This is a genomic window from Ignavibacteria bacterium (assembly GCA_036262055.1).
Classification (GTDB): Bacteria; Bacteroidota; Ignavibacteria; order Tepidaquicellales; family Tepidaquicellaceae; genus DATAJP01.
Genome location: DATAJP010000003.1, coordinates 1064797 through 1086942, shown reverse-complemented (window position 1 = coordinate 1086942; position 22146 = coordinate 1064797). Strand labels below are relative to the sequence as shown.

Here is a 22146-nt window from a genome sequence, read left to right as displayed (position 1 = left end):
ATCCTAATGGAAAACAAATCAGTAAGTAAGCCGCAGAAAATAAAAAGGAAGAAATTCTTTTTATATTTTGGGGTTTCGGTTATGGGAGTATTCGGATTATCTAAATTACCCTTCAAAATTTTTCAGTCAAGAAATAACAAGACGGCAGTAAAAGCTTCGCCTATTAAGGTTGAAATCAATCCGCTTGCTGTTAAAAGAACAATAAAACCGGGACAGCAGAATGGGTAAAGATAAAAATTACATAGATTTGAGTTCCGAGATTATAAAAGAAGACGAAAAAATCAATCATACCGAAGTTAAAAACGGTCACGAAGTAAAAGTGGGCGATAAGGACGCTCATTATTGGCGTTCATTCCGCGAGCTTCATAATGACCCTGAATTTATCAGAGCTAAGAATCTTGAGTTTGATAAAGATGCTAACAAGCCGCTTGATGAGGGTGCTTTCAGCGGTTTATCACGAAGAAAATTCCTCGGCTTGCTTGCCGCTTCCGCAGCATTCGCTGCAGCGGGATGCTCTAATTACAGAGACAAAGGTGAAATCATTCCCTATAATAAAAAACCTGAAGAAATTGTCGAGGGTAATCCTAATTATTATGCATCAACGTTCATAATCGGCGGAATGCCAGTTGGTGTTCTTGTGAAAACCCGTGAGGGAAGACCGATAAAAGTTGACGGCAATCCTGAACATCCCGTGAGCAAAGGAAAAATAGATGCAAGAACTCAGGCAAGCATATTAAATGTATATGACCCTGATAGAATTCAGAATCCAAAGTTTGCTTCGGACAGAAACTCATTTGCCGATATGCAATGGCAGGACGTTGATACTCAGGTTATCGGCTTGTTAAACAAAGCAGCATCATCAGGAAAAGAAATTGCAATCGTTGCAAACCCGGTTTATTCACCGACATTCAAAAAAGTTTTAACTGAATTTCAGGCAAAATATCCGACCGCAAAAGTTTATACATACGACACAGCGAATATGTCGAATAAGAACAGCGCGTGGTTCAAGTGCTACGGCAATAAAGCTTATCCGACAATTAAATATGAAGATGCAAAAGTAATCCTTGCGCTTGAATCGGATTTTCTTGGCAATGATGCAAACAAAATCGAGAACGCAAGAAGATTTGTTCAAAACCGTGAAGTAATCAACGGTGACAGTTTCAATAGATTATATGCAGTTGAAGGAAATGTTTCCATAACGGGAATGAATGCAGATTATAGAATAAGATTGAGAACCGATGCAATAGAAGAATTAGCTTTGTGTCTGATAAAAGAGCTTTCAGGAAGATTATCGGGAACGTTCGCAATGGATGCAGGTGCGTCAGGAGCGGTTTCAGGTTATAACTTAAATCAGTTTGCGCAGAAATATAATGTTGATGCAAAGGTAATTTCGAATTTAGTCAACGACCTTGCAAAGAATCCGGGAGCATCGTTTGTAACTGCTGGCGATTCACTTCCTGAATCAACACACATCACGGTTAACCTGCTCAATGAAGTTTTAGGAAACAGAAATTTATACATACTCGATAACTACGAAGAAGAATTGCCTCCGTTCATGTCATCTGACATAAATAATCTTGTCAGTGATTTAAACAGCGGCAACGTTGCGGTGTTAATTCATCTTGATGTTAACCCTGTATATAATCTTCCGGGTGATTTCGGTTATGCCGATGCAATGAAGAAAGCGCAGAGTGTAATTACGTTCACATTAATAGACAGCGAAACATCGGCGTCAAGCAATTATGTGCTTCCGGTTAATTCGGATTTTGAAAGCTGGGGAGATTACAGAGGAAGAGTTGGGTTTTATTCTGTTCAGCAGCCTGTGATTGCTCCTCTATATAATACACGCCAAAAAGAAGGGGTGATATTAAACTGGATTAATGGAAGCGCTCAGACATATAACAATGATATTTATTCAAATTATATAAAGAATAACTGGCAGACAACTATTCATCCTGCAATAGGTTCAAAAGTTAAGTTTAACGAATACTGGTTCGGAGCTTTGCACGATGGATTTGTGATGACCAACCAACCTCTTGCTACACTTGCTCCGATGAATCAGGGTGCATTCACGGGAATTCAAAAAAGATTAACGCCGTCGAGCACTTCTATTATGTTGTTCACTGCAAGTCCGTTTATCGGCGCTGACGGTTCATTTGCAAATAACGGATGGCTTCAGGAACTGCCTCATCCTATTTCAAGAGTTGTATGGGATAACTATGCTGCCGTTTCACCGAACATGGCTAAGTCGCTCGGTGTTGATATGAATGATTTAATTGATATAAGCATCAACGGAAAAAACTTACAGCTTCCTGTTATGGTTCAACCGGGAATGGATGATAATGTGATTTCAACAGAATTGGGTTATGGAAGAACGGTTGCCGGAACGGTGGGAACTGAAGTCGGTGTAAATGTATATCCTGTTATTTCAAAATCACCTGCGCTGAGCGCATATTTTTATAATAACGCGGCTGTAACAAAAGCTGCAGGAACATACGAGCTTATTTCTACTCAGGAGCATTACCCGATTGATAATCCGCAATATAAAGACATTCAATTCAAAAGGTTAATAATTCAGGAAGGAACTTATAATCAATATAAGAAAAACCCACAGTCAATTACTGCAAAGCAAAGTTTTGAGGGTATTCCTCTTGAGCAATATCCAAGTATCAATCCAAGTATCAATGCTGAAAATCCGACTGACCCGAGAAATACGAATAAGTATTATCAAGGTCCGACAAAATGGGCAATGGCAATCGACCTTAACAAATGTATTGGCTGCGGCGAATGTGTAGCTGCCTGCAATGTCGAAAATAATATTCCCGTTGTAGGAAAAGAGCAAGTCGGCAGAAATCGCGAGATGACCTGGTTAAGAATTGACAGATATTATTCCGGAACACCTGAAGCACCAAATGCTAATTTTCAACCGATGCTTTGCCAGCATTGTGATTTTGCTCCGTGCGAGAATGTTTGTCCTGTTCTTGCAACCACACACAGCGAGGACGGAATTAACGGAATGACTTATAACAGATGCGTAGGTACGAGATATTGCAGCAACAACTGCCCTTATAAAGTAAGAAGATTTAATTATTTCAATTTCAGAAACAGATTTAAAGATGGATATCAGGAAGAGCCGTCATTTGCTCTTGCTGCAAACCCTGAAGTAACGGTTCGTTCAAGAGGGGTTATGGAAAAATGCACATTCTGCGTTCAGAGAATTATGAAAGCAAGACAAGTTGCAATTCAGCAGGGAAGAGAAGTATTGGGAAGCGACGTTACAACCGCATGCCAGGATGCCTGCTCGACCAATGCAATAACTTTCGGAAATATGAATGATAAAACAGATAAGATTCAGGCGTATCGGGAACACCCTCTTGCATATTATGTGCTTGAGCCGATTAAGGTAAAACCAAACGTTACTTACATTGCGAAGTTAAGAAACATAGAAGAAACAATGGAGGAAAGAAATTGAGTTTTGATGCCACATATACAAAAGAGATTCCTCTTGTCCCTGAAAGGAATACCCTTCAGGAAGTTGATGATGTAATCATAAAGCCGGTTGTCTCGAAGCCGACTATCAAGTGGTGGATTGCCATCAGCATAACCGGAACAGCACTTGCAATCGGTTTGTTTTGCTGGACAATGACTGTCTTGAATGGTATCGGATTGTGGGGAAACAACAACACAGTCGGATGGGGATTTGACATCGTTAACTTCGTTTTCTGGATTGGTATCGGTCACGCAGGAACATTGATTTCAGCTATCTTATTTTTATTCAGACAAAAATGGAGAACAGCTATTGCGCGTTTTGCAGAGGCAATGACTATCTTTGCTGTTATGTGCGCGACTATGTTTGTTGCGCTGCATACCGGTCGTCCATGGCTCGACGGATATTTATTTCCTTATCCTAATCAGAATATGATTTGGGTAAACTTCCTTTCGCCGTTGAACTGGGATGTGTTCGCGGTTAATACATACTTCATCATTTCATTTGTATTCTGGAGCATTGGTCTTATTCCTGATTTTGCAACTCTCAGAGATAAAGCAAGAACAAGAGTAAGAAAAATTACTTACGGAATACTCAGCTTAGGATGGAGCGGTTCGAACAGAAACTGGCAGCATTATGAAAGAGCTTATTTGATTCTTGCAGGTATTTCTACTCCGCTTGTGTTATCGGTTCACTCTATAGTTAGCTTTGACTTCGCCGTTTCGATTATACCGGGTTGGCACACAACAATATTTCCTCCTTATTTCGTTGCCGGTGCTATCTTCTCGGGATTTGGTATGGTTGTTACTGTAATGATTTTTGTGAGAAAGATTTTTGACATGGAGCATATCATTACTCTCGACCACCTCGACAAGATGAATAAAATTCTTCTTGCAACGGGAACGATGGTTGGATATGCATATGGAATGGAAATGTTCATGGCTTGGTACAGCGGATACATATTTGAACAGTTTGCGTTTATGAACAGGGCGTTTGGTCCTTATGCATGGTCGTACTGGATTATGGTTGCATGTAACGTCGGCTTCCCGCAGCTGTTCTGGTTTAAGAAAGTAAGAAGAAGCATCCCTATAATGTTTGTGCTTGTATTGCTGGTTAATGTCGGTATGTGGTTTGAAAGATTTGTAATCATTGTAACGTCTCTGCACAGGGACTTTCTGCCGTCAAGCTGGGCTATGTATATACCGACAATATATGATTTCGGAATATTGCTGGGAAGCTTCGGTTTATTCTTTACATTGATTTTAATATTTGTGAGAGTATTTCCGTCAGTGTCTATATCTGAGCTTAAGGCAGTTGTGCCGGGAGCTCAGCCTACACATGATGACGGTCATCATTAATATAAAGTTTAGTTTGTCTTTAAGATAAGATGATTAAAAAGTATTTAGAAAAATTCAGGAAGATTAACGAATCACCTTTGCCCGAGGAAGAAAAGTCGGATAAGGTGTATGCTGTTGGTGCGTTGTTTGATACGCCAAACCAGATTATTGCGGCAGCGAAAAAAGTTTCTTCTGAATATACACAGTTCGATGTAAATACCCCCTATCCCGTTCACGGAATGGATGATGCAATGAAGCTGAAGCCGACAAAACTCGGATGGTTCAGCTTTACACTCGGCATAACCGGAACGATATCTGCTCTTGCTATGATAGGATGGATGTCAGGTGTTGATTATACAAACATAGTAGGAGGCAAGCCGTATTTCAATATTCCTCCGTCGATGCCTGTTACGTTTGAGCTTACGGTTTTATTCTGCGGTCTTATGACTGCAGGCGCATTGATTGCGCTTTTCAGCAAGCTTCCATGGTTTAATAATCCGCTGCTCGAAACTGATTATCTCAAGGCAACCTCGCAGGATAAATATGGTGTTTATGTAAAATCGAATGATAAAAAATTTAATAAAGAGCGGGTTGAGAGTTTATTCAGAGAACTCGGAAGCACACAGATATATAGTATATATGACTCTAAGGTTAAGGAAGACAAAGTTAAAACCCCGATTTTTTCAGCAGGCTTTATAAAAGTTTTAGTTGTCTTTGCAGTATTAGTTGCAGGCGGAACATATTTTACTTTGAACTGGCTTATTTATCAGATGCCTTTTGACTGGATGTGGCATCAGGCAAAAGTTCTTCCTCAGGAAAAAAGCACTTTCTTTGCAGATGGTTTTGGAATGAGAGTTCCTCCTCCCGGAACAGTAGCTCGCGGATATATGCCTTATGAATATGCAGGAATGCCTGATTCATTGGTAAAGCTTCTTGCAAACCCTCTGCCTGTTACTGAAAAGGTTATGCAGACTGGACAAAAAAGATATGATACATACTGCAGTCCATGCCACGGATATTTCGGAAGAGGCGACAGCAGATTGCGGGGACAATTTCCTAATCCGCCGTCTTTCCATACCGACAAAGTTCGCAACTGGGCTGACGGAAATATTTATCACGTAATTACAAACGGACAAAATACGATGCCGAGCTATACGAAACAGATTTCACGTGATGACAGATGGGCAATCATTCATTATATAAGAGCATTGCAAAGGTCACAAAACGCAAAAGATTCTGATTTACCGCAATAATAATTTGCAGTTAGGATATAACAGAGAAAAGAAAATTTAATTAATGGAAGTTCAGATAGAAAATAAAAAAATTCCTAATAAAGTTTTTTCAATTGGAATCGCATTGATTGTAATTGGCGGTATCCTTGCCGCAGCTTCGTTTATTTTCAATCCTGACAGGGCATATTTCAATTATGTAATTATGTATATGTTCATCGTCAGCATCGCAATAGGTTCCCTCGGGCTTGTTGCAATGGAATATCTTGTAGGTGCTTCATGGAGCGTGCCGTTCAGAAGAATAAGCGAGTTTCTTTCGTCTGTTACGCCGCTTCTTGTGCTTTTGGTCATTCCGATTATATTGGGAATGCATACTTTATATCACTGGACGCATCACGATGCGGTTGAGGCGGACCCGATTTTAAAAGGAAAAGAACCCTATCTGAATACAAGCTTTTTCCTGATTCGACTTGCAATTTATTTTATAATCTGGATTATATTTTTTATTATATTTATAAGAAATTCTCAAAAACAGGATGTTACAAGAGACCCTAAGCTGACAAGACGAAGCGTAGCTTTTTCGGCATTGTTTGCTCCGTTGTTTATAATAACTCTTACCTTTCTTGCAGTTGATTTGGTAATGAGTCTTGAACCGCATTATTATTCAACAATGTTCGGAGTTTATTATTTTGCGGGAACACTTGGTGTTGCATTTGCAGCATTAACTTTGATTGCAGTTCTTTTAAAACAAAACGGATATCTTGACCCGAGAATTTCGAACGACCAGTTTTATAGTCTGGGTACAATGATGTTTGCATTCGTTATTTTCTGGGCTTACATTGCTTTTTCCCAGTTTGTTCTTCAGTGGTATGCAGATATTCCTGATGAAACATTCTGGTACACGATGAGATGGGAAGGCGGATGGAAATATGTTTCCATCGGATTGCTGTTTTTCCATTTTATTTTGCCGTTCCTGATTTTACTGCCGAGGTCAACGAAGACAAATTTACAGAAATTGAAAATTATGTCTATATGGATGCTTGCAGCGCATTATCTTGACATGTACTGGCTTGTGATGCCGACTTATACACATGCACACGGAATGCACGGACCTGTTTTTGGATGGATTGAAATAGGATTTCCGCTTATTGCTGTCGGTTTGTTCATGGTAGCATTTAAGATGAAATCAAATAAAACCAATTTAATTCCGGTTGGCGACCCGAAACTTCAGAACGCTTTGGATTTCCATTTGTATTAAATTTTATAAAATGAGTGATTTACCTAACATAAAAGAAAATTTAGAAGAGAATTTAGACCTTTATGAAAAGGCCAGAAAAGCACTGCCTGCTTATGGGGTGTTTTACATACTTATTCTTGCTTTACTCGTAGTAGTCGGGGCATTTTATGTTATGAATATAAATTATGTAACAAGGATGTCAATTGCTCCTCCTGTTTATGATACGACAAAGGCAAAACCACCGCAAGTATTTAAGAGGGGAACTTTATCGCCACCAGTTGACGTAAAATTATATGTAAACCCCGGCGCTCTGGTTTTGGACAGAGGCAGAGAATTATATGTAACTAACTGTGCAAGCTGTCATGGTGACCAGGGTAACGGTGACGGTGTTGCAGGAGTTAACCTTAATCCAAGACCGAGAAATTTCCATTCGCTTGAAGGATGGACAAACGGCTATACCATCGATGCAATGTATAAAACATTACAAGAGGGCATTACTACAAGAGGAATGGCTTCTTACAGCAATTTGCCGCCGAGTGACCGCCTTGCAATAATAGAATACATAAGAGATTTTAATCCGGCAATTCCGAATACTACGATAACAGATTATCAGACTCTGGATGCAATGTATAACTTGACAAAAGGTTCTCTTGAGCCGAATATGATTCCTGTTGAATCGGCAATTGAAAGAATGGTCGCTGATTACGTTAATGGAAATGAATTGAAGATGGATACTGTCAGGTCAAAGATAGTTAATGACAAAGATAATCCCGATGCACAGCTTTTCAAGAGAATTGTCAGAAATATGGATAAAGCTTTGACCTCTTTGATGGGGAATTCGAAGTGGAATGAAAATGAAAATGAATTTGTTAATTTTATTATGACAAACCCCGTTCAAAACGGGTTCCGTCCTGAAGCAATCTCCCTTACTCCTGATGAATGGACACGAGTTTATAACTATATAAAAGGTTTATATAGCCAATATAATATGTTTGCACCTGTTCCGGTTTCCGCATCGACCATTATTAATTTAACACCCGGCACGGATACGACAAAAACAGGCACAACAACAAGCACGCAGCCAAAAGATACGACTGCGAAAAAATAATTTTAGAGGTAAATTTTGTATAAGTTCTTAATACATATATTGATTTTATTTGTCAGCGTAAATATTGTTTTTGCTGACGAACCTTCACCTTCGGATGTCGGTATAGACGAGAAGTTAGGTGAAACTGTTCCTTCAGATATAACTTTTTTCGATGAATACGGGAAGCCTGTGACAATGGGTCAGCTTCTTAACGGAAAGCCAACTGTTGTTGCAATGGTTTATTACAGATGTCCGGGTATTTGCAGTCCGTTGATGAACGGAGTTGCTGATGTTGTCGATATGGTTGATTTATATCCCGGAAAGGATTACAATGTTGTTACAATCAGCTTTGACCCGAGTGAGGATTATATCTTAGCTAACGATAAAAAGAAAAATTATCTGGCTTCGATGAATAATCCGATTGATGAAAACGGATGGAGATTCCTGACAAGCGACAGCGCTAACATTGCAAGAATATGCAATGCTCTCGGCTGGAAATATTTAAAGCAGGGAAATGATTATGCGCACAGCGCAGCGATTATGGTTCTGTCTCCCGAAGGAAAAATTGCAAGGTATTTATACGGGATTGAATATAATCCGTTTGATTTTAAGATGGCAATAACCGAAGCTTCCGAAGGAAGAACAGGGGCTACGATTTCGAAGCTTATGAAACTATGCTACAGTTATGACCCTGTCGGAAGAACGTATGTGTTGGATGTTACAAGAATTGCCGGCGCAGTAACATTGTTTTTGCTCGCAATATTTGTTGTGTTTTTTATCATAAAAAAGAAAAAGAAAATTAATCGGGTTGATTCCGGAGATGTTGGTGTTCCGGTAAATCCGAATTTTAAATAAATTTAGTTTTAATAATTATGGCTAACGGAACGATTGCCGGTAATCCGGCTGAAGTATCGTTTTACGAATACGACGGCAAGAGAAAGGGAATAGCAGGATGGCTATTAACTTTAGACCACAAAAGGATAGGTATTTTATATCTTATCTCGATGCTCTCATTTTTTGCCGTTGCGGTTACTTTAGGATTTCTAATGCGGCTTGAGATGCTTTCACCCGGTGAAACCATCATGAAGGCGCAGACTTATAATTCCATTTTTACTCTTCATGGAGTAATCATGGTGTTTCTTTTCATCATACCGGGAATACCTGCAGTATTCGGTAACTTTATCATGCCGATTCAAATCGGCGCAAAGGACGTTATCTTCCCGCGTTTAAATTTAATGTCCTGGTATTTATATATCATCGGAGGCGCGATTGCAATAGTTTCGCTATTCACTGGCGGCGGAATTATGGATACGGGCTGGACTTTCTATGCTCCATATAGTCTTCGCTCGACAGCCAATATTTCATTATCGGTTTTTGCTGCGTTTGTCTTAGGTTTTTCTTCAATTTTGACCGGCTTAAATTTTGTTACCACGATTCACAGAATGAGATGTCCGGGAATGACATTTTTCAGAATGCCTTTATTCTGCTGGGGGCTTTATTCAACAGCATGGATTCAGATTCTTGCTACTCCGGTTATCGGAATTACATTGTTACTTATAATATTAGAAAGATTTTTCGGTATTGGTGTGTTTGACCCGAACAAAGGAGGTGACCCGCTTCTTTACCAGCACTTGTTCTGGATTTATTCGCATCCTGCTGTTTATATTATGATTCTGCCTGCGATGGGTGTTGTTTCCGATATCATCGCAACGTTTACAAAGAAAGATATTTTCGGATATGTCCCGATTGCGCTTTCATCTCTTGCAATTGCATTCGTGGGTTATCTCGTCTGGGGACACCATATGTTCACAAGCGGAATGAGCGATACCGCAAGAGTTATATTTTCATTTTTAACATTTCTTGTTGCTATTCCGACAGGTGTTAAGGTGTTCAACTGGACTGCAAGTCTTTATAAAGGTTCGATTGACATGCGTGCCCCGATGCTTTATGTTATGGCGTTTATTGTAGTATTCTCAATCGGAGGATTAACCGGATTGGTTCTCGGAACTCTCGATACAGATATTCACTTAACTGATACATATTTTGTAGTTGCTCACTTCCATTATGTTATGTTCGGAGGCATGGGTCTTTTATTCTTTGCATCGCTTCACTATTGGTTCCCGAAAATGTTCGGAAGAATGTATAATGAAAAAACGGCAAAGGTCGCATGCTGGGTTTTCGTTGTTGGATTTAATACGCTTTACTTCCCGATGTTCATTATGGGATATCTCGGAATGCCGAGAAGATATTATGATTATCTGCCTGAATTCCAGATTTGGCATGTAATTGCAACGGTAGGTTCGTGGATTATGATAACGGGAATGATAATTATGTTTGTTAACTTAATAAGAGGTTTATATAAAGGAGCAATAGCTCCTGAAAATCCATGGGGCAGCACTACACTTGAGTGGAAAGTCCCTTCGCCGCCGCCGTTAGAAAATTTTGATGAAATACCTGTTGTTACTCACGGTCCTTATCATAGAGACTGGGAAGACGATTCACTTGAAGTTGTAAAGGAGGTTAAAAAACATTGAGCCATAACAGCGAGACTTTAGCTCATGAAGTTCACGAAGGCGGGCATGCGCATCGCGATGACGTCGGTTCAAAAATGGGAATATGGCTGTTCCTTTTCACCGAGCTTTTGCTTTTCGGAGGAATGTTCATCCTTTACGCATCATACAGATATATTTATCCGAATGATTTTAAAGCAGCGGCTCTTGAGCTTGACCCGATTTTGGGAGCAGTGAACACTGTCATTCTTTTAACAAGCAGTCTTACCGTCGTTCTCGGCATTGTTGCTTTAACAAAAAATAATGCAAAGCTCTGTATGACTTATTTATGGATAACGCAAGTCTGCGGTCTTGCGTTTCTGGTTAATAAGTATTTTGAGTGGACGCATAAAATTCACCTCGGAATTTATCCGAATGGTCCTGCTCTTGATGACATGGCGCAGGGAGAAAGAGTATTCTTTGGACTTTATTATACAATGACAGGGCTTCACGGACTGCACGTTATCGTCGGTATGGCTTTTATCGGTTTTGTTATGTGGTTTATACATAAAAAATATATTACGTCAACAAATTTACAGAAACTTGAAAATTCCGGATTATACTGGCACCTTGTTGATATTATCTGGATTTTCCTGTTCCCGTTATTCTATTTAATTCATTAAAATATTATGTCAGCAGAACTCAAAGCAAGTCAGGTTGAAATTATTGATGAGCATCGTCTCAAAGCTGAAGAAGAGCATCTTGCTCACGAAGAGCATTCCGTTGGTTACGGAACATATGTTATGGTATGGCTGGGGCTGGTTGGATTAACGGCAATTACGGTTACACTTTCAGGCATCAGTCTTGGTTCGCTTGCAATCATTGCAGCGCTGTTGATTGCAGTTATAAAAACGGTTATGGTAATGAATTATTTCATGCATGTAAAATTCGATACGGTCATATTTAAAGTATTTATTGCGGTATGTATTATAATATTTCTGACGATGATAATTTTAACTTTCTTTGATTTAACTTTTAGAAATCCATTAATATGAGACCTAATATTGTTCAGAGTGTTGATGACACTTTTTGGTTAATTATCGGAGTAAGCGTTGTTCTTTTGCTTATTGTCGTCGTTGCTATGTTTATATTTATTTATAAGTATAACCAGAAAAGACATCCCGTAGCAGAGCAGATATCAGGGCACACAATGCTTGAAATTACATGGACTGTTATTCCGCTTGCACTCGTTATATATTTATTTTTTGTCGGATGGAACGGTTTCAAAAATATGCGCAGTGTTCCTTCAGATGCAGACAGTATTACGGTAACAGGGCAGATGTGGAAGTGGAGCTTTAAGTATCAGAACGGAAAGACAAGCGATACGTTATATGTTCCGCATCAGAAAAACATTCATATGCTTATCAAATCGGTTGACGTTAACCATAGTTTTTATATTCCTGCTTTCAGAGTAAAAGAAGATGCCATTCCGGGCAGAGTAAATTATTTGTGGTTCCAGACCCCGAAGCTGGGAAGTTATGACATTGCTTGCGCGGAGTATTGCGGATTGAATCACTGGAATATGTACACAAAAGTTGTCGTTATGCCTCAGGATAAGTTTTATAATTGGTATAATACTCCGGGTGATACTACATCAAAACTTGCAGCTCCGGATTCATTGATTAAAGTTGATACTACGGGAACAACCACAGGAGTTCAGACACCGAGAATTATGACCGATACAATGACGCGAAAGATTCAAAATGATTCATTACTAAAAAAATGAAGTTAATAAATTCAAATATTGCAGTTGTTAATTCTTCCACAGGGCTTTTAACAGTCTTATTCGATGCTATTAAAATTAAGATAACTCTTTTTGTAGCGTTCTCAACTTTTTTAGGATATATTCTTGCCTCGGGATCATTTTCTTTTGATTTTATTTATCCCGTGCTTGGAATTTTCATTCTTGCGTGCGGTTCAGCGGCTCTTAATCAATATCAGGAAAGAGATTATGATGCTTTGATGAAAAGAACAATGAACAGACCTATTCCATCCGGCACGATGAAGCCTTCATCTGTTCTTGCGATTTCATTGGCATTAATTCTAACCGGTTCGGTTATATTAATTGTTAAAACAAATTTGCTGACTCTCATAGTTGGATTGCTGACACTGGCTGCATATAATTATATGTACACTCCGCTTAAAAGAAAATCGGAGTTTGCAATTATTCCGGGCTCTCTAGTCGGCGCGCTTCCTCCTCTTGCAGGATGGGTTGCTGCCGGTGGTGAAGTTCTGAACGGTAACATTTTATTAATAGTCGCTTATTTCTTTGTATGGCAGATTCCTCATTTCTGGCTTTTGCTTTTGATTTATAATAATGATTACAAAAGAGCCGGTTTCCCTGTTTTAACTGATAAATATGATACAAACAAACTGAAAAAATTGATTATCGCAGGAGTTGTTGCTACAACAGCATTTCCGATAGTTTTGTGTTTCACGGGAATATTGAATTATGATTTATCTGCAGTGTTTATTATCATGGCAGGAATAATAACTTCGGCTTTGTTTGTTAAATTTTACAATTCGGAATCATCGAATAAAACTTACTTGAAATATTTTATTTTAATTAATCTTTATAATCTTTTAATAATCTCGGTTTTTTCTTTAGACAAGTTAATAAGCTTTATATAATATGAATATATTCGACCAGTTAATCATACCCCCAACGGCAGACCATACGGAAATGCTGAATATATTTCTGGTATTTTCTCTATTGCTTTTCATTCCATTCAGTGGAATCATTCTCGGTTCGTCGGTATTTGCGTATATTTTTAATTTTCTTGGCAGAAAACATGTTAATAGTATTTATCAGAGATTTGCAAAGGATATTCTGGATAAACTTATAATCAGCTTAAGCGCAGGAATTGGAATTGTTGTTGTTCCGGTTTTGTCGGTTACATTTGTTTATGCGCAGATGCTCTGGGGCGCTAATGTTATTTCGGTCGGTGTGCTTCTGCTGGCAAGTATATTCTATACTGCGGGGGTTATTCTCCTTTACCGCTACAAACATTCAATGAAAGCTGTAAGCGTTATTGAGTCATTCAAAAAAATGGTGGGTAAAGATGCAAAGCTTCCCCAGGATATCGAAAGTTATGAAGATTCTGCGAAAACCGTTAAGAAACAAAGCGGTTTTTCAGGTATGTTTTGTTTGTTAACGGCAACGTTTCTTTTTGCAGGAGCTACAACACTATCGGAAGACCCTTCGCAATGGAGCGTCGTAACCAATATACTTGGTCTTTTTGTGTTAAGCGATGTTGCAATTAATTTCACATATTTATTTCTTGCTTCGCTTTCGATTTCATCTGCAGCAATTTTGTATTTCTTTTTTATCTGGCAGGGCGGAATAAAAAATATGACCGAAGATTACAAAAAGCTTGTATTAAGATTTTCCGTAACGACTGCTTTAATTACGACTGTGCTTCTTCCGCTTTTCATCATTATAGAATTTGTTATGACCCCGCAGGCAGCAATGTCCAAAGCGGTGTTTATTTATACAGGATTGGCGCTTGTTTCATTCCTGCTTGTTTGTAACTTTCTTTATGCAATCATTAAAAATTCGGAAGTTAAGTATTCTACCGCAGCATTTTTTGTTCTTATACTTGCGTTTTCTTTTGTAATCATAAAGGAGCAGGTAACCTTTGCCAATGCTCTGCAAAAGCATTTAATAACAGTTAATCACGTTGCTGATTCTCTTGAAGCCGCGCATTTCCCAAAAGAAACCAAAGTGGTCGGCTTAACAGGAGAGCAGATTTATACTCAGAAATGTTCCGCTTGTCATAAATTTGACCAGAAAGTTACCGGTCCGCCATATGACCAAACTGTTCCGAAATACAACGGTGACGTAAATAAGCTTGCTGCGTTTATATACAACCCGACAAAAGTTGACCCGGGCTATCCGGCAATGCCGAACCAGGGAATTTCAATGAAGGAGGCACAGTCGGTTGCGCAATACCTGATTGACCAGGTGCAGAAACAAACAGGAAAATAAATTTATTTTAATAATAAGAAATTTGAAACCCGCGAAAGCGGGTTTTTTGTTTATATTAATTCCATAATGTGTCATTCTGAGCCCCGTATCAAGTACGGGATAAACTCCGCGAAGAATCCCATTTTTTTTAAAACATGAAGCGAATTGCAGTTTTGACGGGTGCAGGGGTAAGTGCTGATAGCGGACTTTCTACGTTTCGTGATTCGGGCGGATTGTGGGAAGGATACGACGTTATGGAAGTTGCCTCGATTCAGGGTTGGCACAAGAATAAACAACTCGTTCTTGATTTTTATAATCAAAGGCGAAGACAGCTTAAAGACGCAAAGCCAAACGCCGCTCATCTTGCAATTGCAGAGCTTGAAAAGAAATTCGATGTAACAGTCATAACTCAAAACGTAGATGATCTTCATGAGCGCGCCGGTTCGAGTAAAATAATCCATCTCCACGGAGAGCTTACCAAAGCAAGAAGCTCGATGAATGAACATATTGTTAAAGAAATCGGTTACGAAGACATAAAAATCGGTGATAAATGCGAGCACGGTTCACAGCTCAGACCTCATATCGTATGGTTTGGTGAGCTTGTACCTAAAATTGCTGAAGCGGCTGAGGTTATTGAAAATATTGATATACTTATTATCGTCGGTACTTCTCTCGTCGTTTATCCGGCTGCGGGATTAATCGAATATGTTCCCTATGATATTTCAAAATACATAATAGACCCTGTCAAGCCGGACCTATATAAAACTTACCCTAACTTAGAGTTCATAATTGAACGTGCAAAAGACGGAATGCCTGCATTAACGGAGAGATTACTTAATGATTTTTCGTAATTTAGCTGTCTAATTGCATTGAATATCAAAACGGTTATTTTTATTTTATCTAAATATTATTTTTTTAGATGGCAAAAGGATACAACGTTCTCTTTGTAACAAGCGAGGTTTTCCCGTATTCAAAAACAGGCGGATTAGCTGACGTTTCAAATTCTCTCCCACAGGCACTAAATTCTCTCGGTAATGAAGTCAGGATAATTACTCCCAAATACGGTCAGTTGGATGAAAGACGGTTACAAATTCATGAAATAAAGCGTCTTAAAGACATCAGCCTTAATATGGATGGGAAAGATTATAAGTATAGCATAAAATCTTCGTTCATTCACGGAAAAAATACTAAGGCGCAGATTTATCTTCTGGAAAATAATGATTTTTTTAAGAACAAAGGCATATATCAGAATTCAAAAACCAAAGCTGATTTCACAAACAATGACGAGCGTTATATGTTTTTCTGTAAGGCAGTGCTTGAAGTTCTTGAAATCTTGCAGTGGAAGCCCGACATTATTCATTGCAATGACTGGCAGACAGGGTTGATTCCCGCATACGTGAAAACTCTTTATAAAAATAATGCACAGATTGGTGACATAAAAACTGTTTTTACAATTCATAATCTTGCTTATCAGGGGAATTTTCCGAAATCAACTTTTGATAAAACCGGCTTGCCCGAAAGTATTTTCACTGACAACGGCGCAAAGTTTCATGATAAGTTCAGCTATCTCAAAGCGGGTATTAAATATGCAGATAAAGTAACTACAGTGAGCCAGAAGTATGCAGAGGAAATCCGTTCCGATAAGGCTTATTCATGCGGAATGGAAGATGTGCTGAACGAACGAAAAAAAGATTTAGTCGGGATATTAAACGGAATTGATAACACTATATGGAATCCGAGTTTTGACAAGATAATTCAATACAGATATACTTATCAGGAAATCCCTTTGAAATATGAAAACAAGAGGGATCTTCTTGAAAAGTTTAAATTGGAATATGATGAAAATGTCCCGCTTATAGGTGTTATCAGCAGATTGGTTGACCAGAAAGGTTTTGATTTAATCGTTGAGGCATTTCCTGATATAATGAAAGAAAATGTTCAGATGATAATTTTAGGAACCGGTGATGAAAAATATCAGAAGCTTTTATTAAAGATGAAAAAGAAATATCCCAAAAAGCTTATTGTCCATGTGGGTTTTGATGAAGACCTTGCGCACTGGATTGAAGCGGGAAGCGATATATTTCTTATGCCGTCAAAATATGAACCATGCGGTTTAAATCAAATGTATAGTTTAAAATACGGAACTATACCGGTTGTTAGAAATACAGGGGGATTATCAGATACTGTGACCGATTATAAAAATCCGAAAGGAACAGGATTTTTATTTGATAAATATGATGCTAAGGAAATGGTGAAAACTTTGAAGGCGGCTCTTGATGCTTATAAAAATAAGAAACTGTGGTATAACCTGATGCGAAACGGTATGGCTCTTGACTTCTCATGGAATATGTCCGCAAAGAAATATATGGATTTGTATAAACAAATTTGTTCGAGGAAGTAGTTAAAATTGAACAAAGCGATTTTTCTTGACAGGGATGGCACGATAAACGAAGACGTTCACTTTCTGACCAAAATCGAAGACATAAAAATTTTTGACGGAGTAAAAGAAGCTCTTTTAAATTTCAGACAGAACGGTTTTCTTAACATAATCATTTCAAATCAATCGGGAGTTGCAAGAGGTTATATGACTATGAATGAACTTCAGGGAATTACTGATGAAATCTTGAACACTCTCAGAAATGATGAAAATTCGCTTATAAATGGCGTTTTTTATTCGCCATATCTTGCTGAAGGTAAGATTGGGAAATATAAAATAGACCACGATGACAGGAAACCTAAAACAGGAATGATAGTTAAAGCTATAAACAAATACGACATAGACAAAACAAAGTCCTGGATGATTGGTGATTCTCTGACAGATATGCAGTGCGCTTTGACTGCGGGTATAAAAAAAATTTTGGTAAAAACGGGTAAAGGTAAAACCGAATTGATAAAATGTAAAGAAGCAAACATTATCCCCGAATATGTTGCTGAAAATCTTCTTGATGCTTCAGAATATATTTTAAAATCAGGAAATTAAACTCTTACCTTTGCACTTCTCTTAAAAATTGTATAATTGTTAAAATAATAAATGATTAGAAAATTCAGATTAAGATTTTTGATGCTTTTTGTTTTCTGTTTGACAGGCGCGGCGATTTTGCATTCATGCAAAACAGAACCATCAGATCTCGGAATAAATTTTATTGACCCCAATGATACAACGGGGACATTCATCCTCGACTCACAGGCAGATACTATGGCAATCACAAGCAATAATTATAAAAAACCGGTTAATACATATAATTCTCCTTACATAATGATTGGAGCTGCTCAAAATTATGAGACTAAATCGTTTTTAAAGTATAATGATATTTTTACTGATTATGATAGTGCGACAGTCGTTTCTTCCGTTCTATATCTTAATTATGCCAATTATGCATATACGGATTCCAATGGTTCAATATCATTTAACATTTATCGTGTAAACAGAGATTTAAATTTGGCATCAGTTACATGGGATTCCATTATGGCTTCAGACATTGGAACAACTATTTTGGGAACATATTCCGGAACACCGGTTGACAGCGAAACGATTTCTATAGCATTGGATGTGCAGCTTATCAAAGACTGGCTTGAATATTCTGCTGATACAAATTATCCTGTTAAGAATTATGGAATAGCCATTATCCCGAATTTATCTTCAAATTCAATTAAAGCTTTTAGTTCTTCTTTTACATCAAGAGACCCTTATATCCAGAGTATAGTAACCAAGAACGGTGAAACTGACACGCTGACAATGAATAGTTCATTATCTTTATGGCTTGCAAATGCGCCAACATCTGTTTTAATGCCTGATAGATTTACTTTGCAGAACGGCATTGCGTTTAATGATTTGATGGGGTTTAATTTAACAAAGCTTCCTTCTAATGTAATTATTAATGATGCACTTCTTATTTTGACTTTAGATACCGTGAATTCATTTATTTTACGTACATCTGACAGAAGATTAAGAATCGGAGCTGCATCAGATTCTGTAAATAAAACCGATACTACTCTTAATCCTATTATTTCTTTAACGCCTGTAAATGGAGTTTATGAAATAAGGCTAACTCCTTACTTTCAGTATTGGAATAACGGTACGTATCCTAACTTAGGAGTAATTTTAGCAAATGTGAATCAGTTTACTAATCTTGATGAATTTGTTTTTTATTCACCAAGTTATTCTGATTTAACTAAAGTTCCGCGTCTCAGAATAAGATATACACCACGGCTTCCATAAATTTTCAAATGCATAAAATGCGAAAAATAATTTTAATAGTTTTTGTTTTCATACTTTCTCTTAATGCTGCATCAGCGCAGGATGAATTTCCGGGCGGCTCACCTTATTCTATTTTTGGTATCGGTGATTTGAAATATAACACAAGCCTGCGGACGCTCGGAATGGGAGTTCAGGGAGTCGGATTGCTCGGGAATTATATAAACAATATGAATCCTGCTGCAAATATTTTTCTGGATTATACAAAATTTTCTTTTGCGGTAGATTATGGATTTTTAAAATCCTCAAATGCAACAAGTGAACTCAAAAATTCAGATGGAAATGTAACGGGAATGAATATCGGAATCCCGTTCAATAAAAATAACGGATGGGTAATGAATCTTGGAATTAACCCCATCAGCATAGTTAATTATAAAATTTCGGAAAGCGGCACACAGGCAGGTGAGAATTATACAAAAATTTATTCAGGCAAGGGAAGTATATCATCTTTGAGTCTTGGGATGACATATATAGGATTTAAAAGTATCGGTGTCGGCGCTGAATATAATTACGCTTTTGGAAATCTGAAAAATCAGAGCAACATAAAGTTTTCAAACCCTCTTATCACAAGCAGTTATGTTCGTAATGAAAATGACTTGAGAGGGTCTTACTTTAAAGCAGGAGCTGTGTTTTTTCTTAATGAGTTAACGAAAAGTAAAAATCTTAAGGATTTAACTTTTGGGTTTTTTTATCACTCAAAGTTAGATCTTACTTCAAATGTAGATGCAATTTATTCAACGAGCATTGGCTTGGATACAATCAGATTTACTCAGGGGACTTTTGAAATTCCTTCTATGATGGGCTTTGGTGTTTCAAACAGGTTTGATAACAGATATGTAGTTGCGGCTGACGTTTTGATACAGAATTGGGAAAACTTCCGTGAGTTTGGCATTTCTGACCCAATTTACGGAACTTCAATGAAATACGGTTTGGGACTTGAAATGCAGCCTCCGGACAAAGCAGACAAAACTATGTGGGAAAATCTTACATACAGGTTCGGAGTATATTATCAAAAAGAATACTATACTGTTAACGGTGAAGACATTATGGAATACGGAGCTGCGTTAGGCGTGGGAATTCCTATAAGTGAATATAATTCAATAGATGTTGCTTTGAATTATTCAATGAGAGGAAAAACTGAAAACAATCTTGTTAAAGATGAATTATTTAATGTAGCAGTCGGTTTAAATTTTGGAGAACTTTGGTTCTTAAGAAGAGCAGAAGAATAATTTATTGAAATGAAATTAGCAATCGGAGCAGACCACAGAGGATTTAAGCTTAAAGAGTCGCTTAAAGAATATTTAAGCTCAAAAGGTTATGAAGTTTTTGATAAAGGCGCATTTAATGATGAATCATCCGATTACCCCGATTATGCAAAGTTAGTTGGCAAGAGCGTTGTTTCCGGTGAAAGTGATTACGGTATTCTCATGTGCGGCAGCGGAATGGGAATTTGCATCGCTGCCAATAAAGTGAACGGAATACGCGCGATACTTCCCTGCAATGAAAACATGGCTGAAATGGGTAGAAGACACAACAATGCCAATGTATTATGTTTTGATGCCGATACTATAAAGCCGGAAAATGCTCAAAAATATATAGAGACCTTTTTGAAAGCTGAGTTTGAAGGCGGAGAAGGAAGCAGGCACGAAAGACGGGTGAAAAAAATGTCTGGCATGGAATCTGATAAATAAACTTACCTTATGATATTAAATAATCTACAAGATTCGGATAAAGAAATTTTTGATACAATAGCGCTTGAACAGGGAAGACAATCGGAAAAACTTGAAATGATTGCTTCCGAAAATTTTGTATCAAGAGCCGTTATGCAGGCGCAGGGTTCTGTTCTTACAAATAAATATGCGGAAGGTTATCCCGGTAAAAGATATTATGGCGGATGTGAGTTTGTAGATATTGCTGAAAATCTTGCAAGAGACAGGGCAAAAGAATTGTTTGGAGCAGAATATGTTAACGTTCAGCCGCATTCCGGAAGCCAGGCAAACATGGCGGTATATTTTGTGCTCGTAAAACCGGGCGATAAAGTAATGGGAATGGATTTATCTCACGGCGGACATTTAACTCACGGCTCTCCTGTTAATTTTTCAGGTCAGCTTTATAATTTTACTCCTTATGGCATTAACACGGATACGGGTTATATAGATTATGACCGCGTTATGGATGAAGCAGTTAAAGTTAAGCCGAAGATGATTACTGTTGGCGCAAGCGCATATTCACGCAACATAGATTATAAAAAATTCAGAGAGATTGCAGATAAAGCTGGCGCGTTTTTATTTGCCGATATTGCGCATCCTGCCGGATTGATTGCAAAAAAACTTCTTAATGACCCTCTTCCTCATTGTCATTTAGTAACAACAACAACACATAAGACACTTCGCGGTCCTCGAGGCGGAATGATTTTAATGGGAAAAGATTTTGAGAATCCATTTGGTTTGAAAGCTCCAAAATCAGGCAGAACAAAAATGATGAGTGAGCTTATTGATTCCATGGTAATGCCGGGAATTCAGGGCGGACCTTTAATGCACGTGATTGCAGCTAAAGCAGTAGCGTTCAAGGAAGCTTTAACACCTGAATTTGCTGATTATGCCAAACAGGTAATTAAAAACGCTCAGGCACTTGCTAATAAGCTTATAGGGTATGATTTTAACATAATATCAAAGGGAACAGATAATCATTTGATGCTGATTGATTTGCGAAATAAAAATATTTCAGGTAAAGCTGCGCAGGAAACTCTTGATGAAGTCGGAATTACCTGCAACAAAAATTCAGTTCCTAATGATGATAAGAGCCCTCTTGTTTCAAGCGGTATTCGTCTCGGAACTCCGGCTCTAACGACACGCGGAATGAAAGAACCCGAGATGGAAACGATTGCACAAATGATAAATGATGTTGTTGCAAATCCAAAAAGTGAAGATGTGAAAAAGAAAACTCTTGAGCAAGTTAAAGAACTAACGTCTAAGTTTCCTCTTTACAATTAATTTGG

General features: G+C 38.0%; 20 protein-coding genes. All 20 read left to right on the top strand.

Features of this window, described 5'->3' with window-relative positions; genetic code table 11:
* Positions 1–6: 6 nt before the first annotated feature.
* Entirely contained in the window at positions 7–228 is a 222-nt protein-coding gene (locus VHP32_11880) for a hypothetical protein (GenBank protein HEX2788588.1), read from the top strand.
* Positions 221–3472, top strand: a complete 3252-nt coding sequence (locus VHP32_11875; GenBank protein HEX2788587.1) for a TAT-variant-translocated molybdopterin oxidoreductase — start codon at positions 221–223, stop codon at positions 3470–3472. The genes VHP32_11880 and VHP32_11875 overlap by 8 nt, the downstream gene beginning before the upstream one ends.
* On the top strand, positions 3469–4845 hold the full coding sequence (gene nrfD / locus VHP32_11870) for an NrfD/PsrC family molybdoenzyme membrane anchor subunit (GenBank protein ID HEX2788586.1): 1377 nt from the start codon (positions 3469–3471) through the stop codon (positions 4843–4845). The genes VHP32_11875 and nrfD overlap by 4 nt, the downstream gene beginning before the upstream one ends.
* Positions 4846–4874: 29 nt before the next feature.
* On the top strand, positions 4875–6077 hold the full coding sequence (locus tag VHP32_11865) for a quinol:electron acceptor oxidoreductase subunit ActD (protein HEX2788585.1): 1203 nt from the start codon (positions 4875–4877) through the stop codon (positions 6075–6077).
* Between the two features lie 43 nt (positions 6078–6120).
* The gene (locus tag VHP32_11860) at positions 6121–7311 is read left to right on the top strand and encodes a quinol:cytochrome C oxidoreductase (GenBank protein HEX2788584.1); all 1191 of its coding nucleotides are present in this window, start codon (positions 6121–6123) and stop codon (positions 7309–7311) included.
* A 10-nt stretch (positions 7312–7321) separates the two neighbouring features.
* A complete protein-coding gene (locus VHP32_11855; protein HEX2788583.1) occupies positions 7322–8398 on the top strand; it encodes a cytochrome c in 1077 nt (358 codons plus the stop codon).
* A gap of 15 nt (positions 8399–8413) precedes the next feature.
* Positions 8414–9232: an SCO family protein gene (locus VHP32_11850; GenBank protein HEX2788582.1), complete on the top strand. Its 819-nt coding sequence runs from the start codon at positions 8414–8416 to the stop codon at positions 9230–9232.
* Positions 9233–9249: 17 nt separating this feature from the next.
* Positions 9250–10911: a cbb3-type cytochrome c oxidase subunit I gene (locus VHP32_11845; GenBank protein ID HEX2788581.1), complete on the top strand. Its 1662-nt coding sequence runs from the start codon at positions 9250–9252 to the stop codon at positions 10909–10911.
* Positions 10908–11549, top strand: coding sequence for a cytochrome c oxidase subunit 3 family protein (locus VHP32_11840; protein ID HEX2788580.1), 642 nt, complete (start codon positions 10908–10910; stop codon positions 11547–11549). Before VHP32_11845 ends, VHP32_11840 begins: the two co-directional genes overlap by 4 nt.
* Before the next feature lie 6 nt (positions 11550–11555).
* The gene (locus VHP32_11835) at positions 11556–11921 is read left to right on the top strand and encodes a cytochrome C oxidase subunit IV family protein (protein ID HEX2788579.1); all 366 of its coding nucleotides are present in this window, start codon (positions 11556–11558) and stop codon (positions 11919–11921) included.
* Positions 11918–12652: a cytochrome c oxidase subunit II gene (coxB, locus tag VHP32_11830; GenBank protein ID HEX2788578.1), complete on the top strand. Its 735-nt coding sequence runs from the start codon at positions 11918–11920 to the stop codon at positions 12650–12652. Before VHP32_11835 ends, coxB begins: the two co-directional genes overlap by 4 nt.
* The gene (locus VHP32_11825; GenBank protein HEX2788577.1) at positions 12649–13557 is read left to right on the top strand and encodes a protoheme IX farnesyltransferase; all 909 of its coding nucleotides are present in this window, start codon (positions 12649–12651) and stop codon (positions 13555–13557) included. The genes coxB and VHP32_11825 overlap by 4 nt, the downstream gene beginning before the upstream one ends.
* A gap of 1 nt (position 13558) precedes the next feature.
* Positions 13559–14914, top strand: coding sequence for a c-type cytochrome (locus VHP32_11820; protein ID HEX2788576.1), 1356 nt, complete (start codon positions 13559–13561; stop codon positions 14912–14914).
* Between the two features lie 134 nt (positions 14915–15048).
* Positions 15049–15744, top strand: a complete 696-nt coding sequence (locus VHP32_11815; protein ID HEX2788575.1) for an NAD-dependent deacylase — start codon at positions 15049–15051, stop codon at positions 15742–15744.
* A 68-nt stretch (positions 15745–15812) separates the two neighbouring features.
* Complete coding sequence (gene glgA, locus VHP32_11810) at positions 15813–17294, top strand: glycogen synthase GlgA (GenBank protein HEX2788574.1); 1482 nt, start codon at positions 15813–15815, stop codon at positions 17292–17294.
* A 6-nt stretch (positions 17295–17300) separates the two neighbouring features.
* Entirely contained in the window at positions 17301–17873 is a 573-nt protein-coding gene (locus VHP32_11805; protein ID HEX2788573.1) for an HAD family hydrolase, read from the top strand.
* 51 nt (positions 17874–17924) lie between these two features.
* Positions 17925–19112, top strand: a complete 1188-nt coding sequence (locus VHP32_11800) for a DNRLRE domain-containing protein (GenBank protein ID HEX2788572.1) — start codon at positions 17925–17927, stop codon at positions 19110–19112.
* 17 nt (positions 19113–19129) lie between these two features.
* A complete protein-coding gene (locus VHP32_11795; protein ID HEX2788571.1) occupies positions 19130–20377 on the top strand; it encodes a hypothetical protein in 1248 nt (415 codons plus the stop codon).
* 9 nt (positions 20378–20386) lie between these two features.
* Positions 20387–20839, top strand: a complete 453-nt coding sequence (gene rpiB, locus VHP32_11790; protein HEX2788570.1) for a ribose 5-phosphate isomerase B — start codon at positions 20387–20389, stop codon at positions 20837–20839.
* A gap of 9 nt (positions 20840–20848) precedes the next feature.
* A complete protein-coding gene (gene glyA / locus VHP32_11785; GenBank protein ID HEX2788569.1) occupies positions 20849–22141 on the top strand; it encodes a serine hydroxymethyltransferase in 1293 nt (430 codons plus the stop codon).
* The last annotated feature ends 5 nt before the right edge of the window (positions 22142–22146 follow it).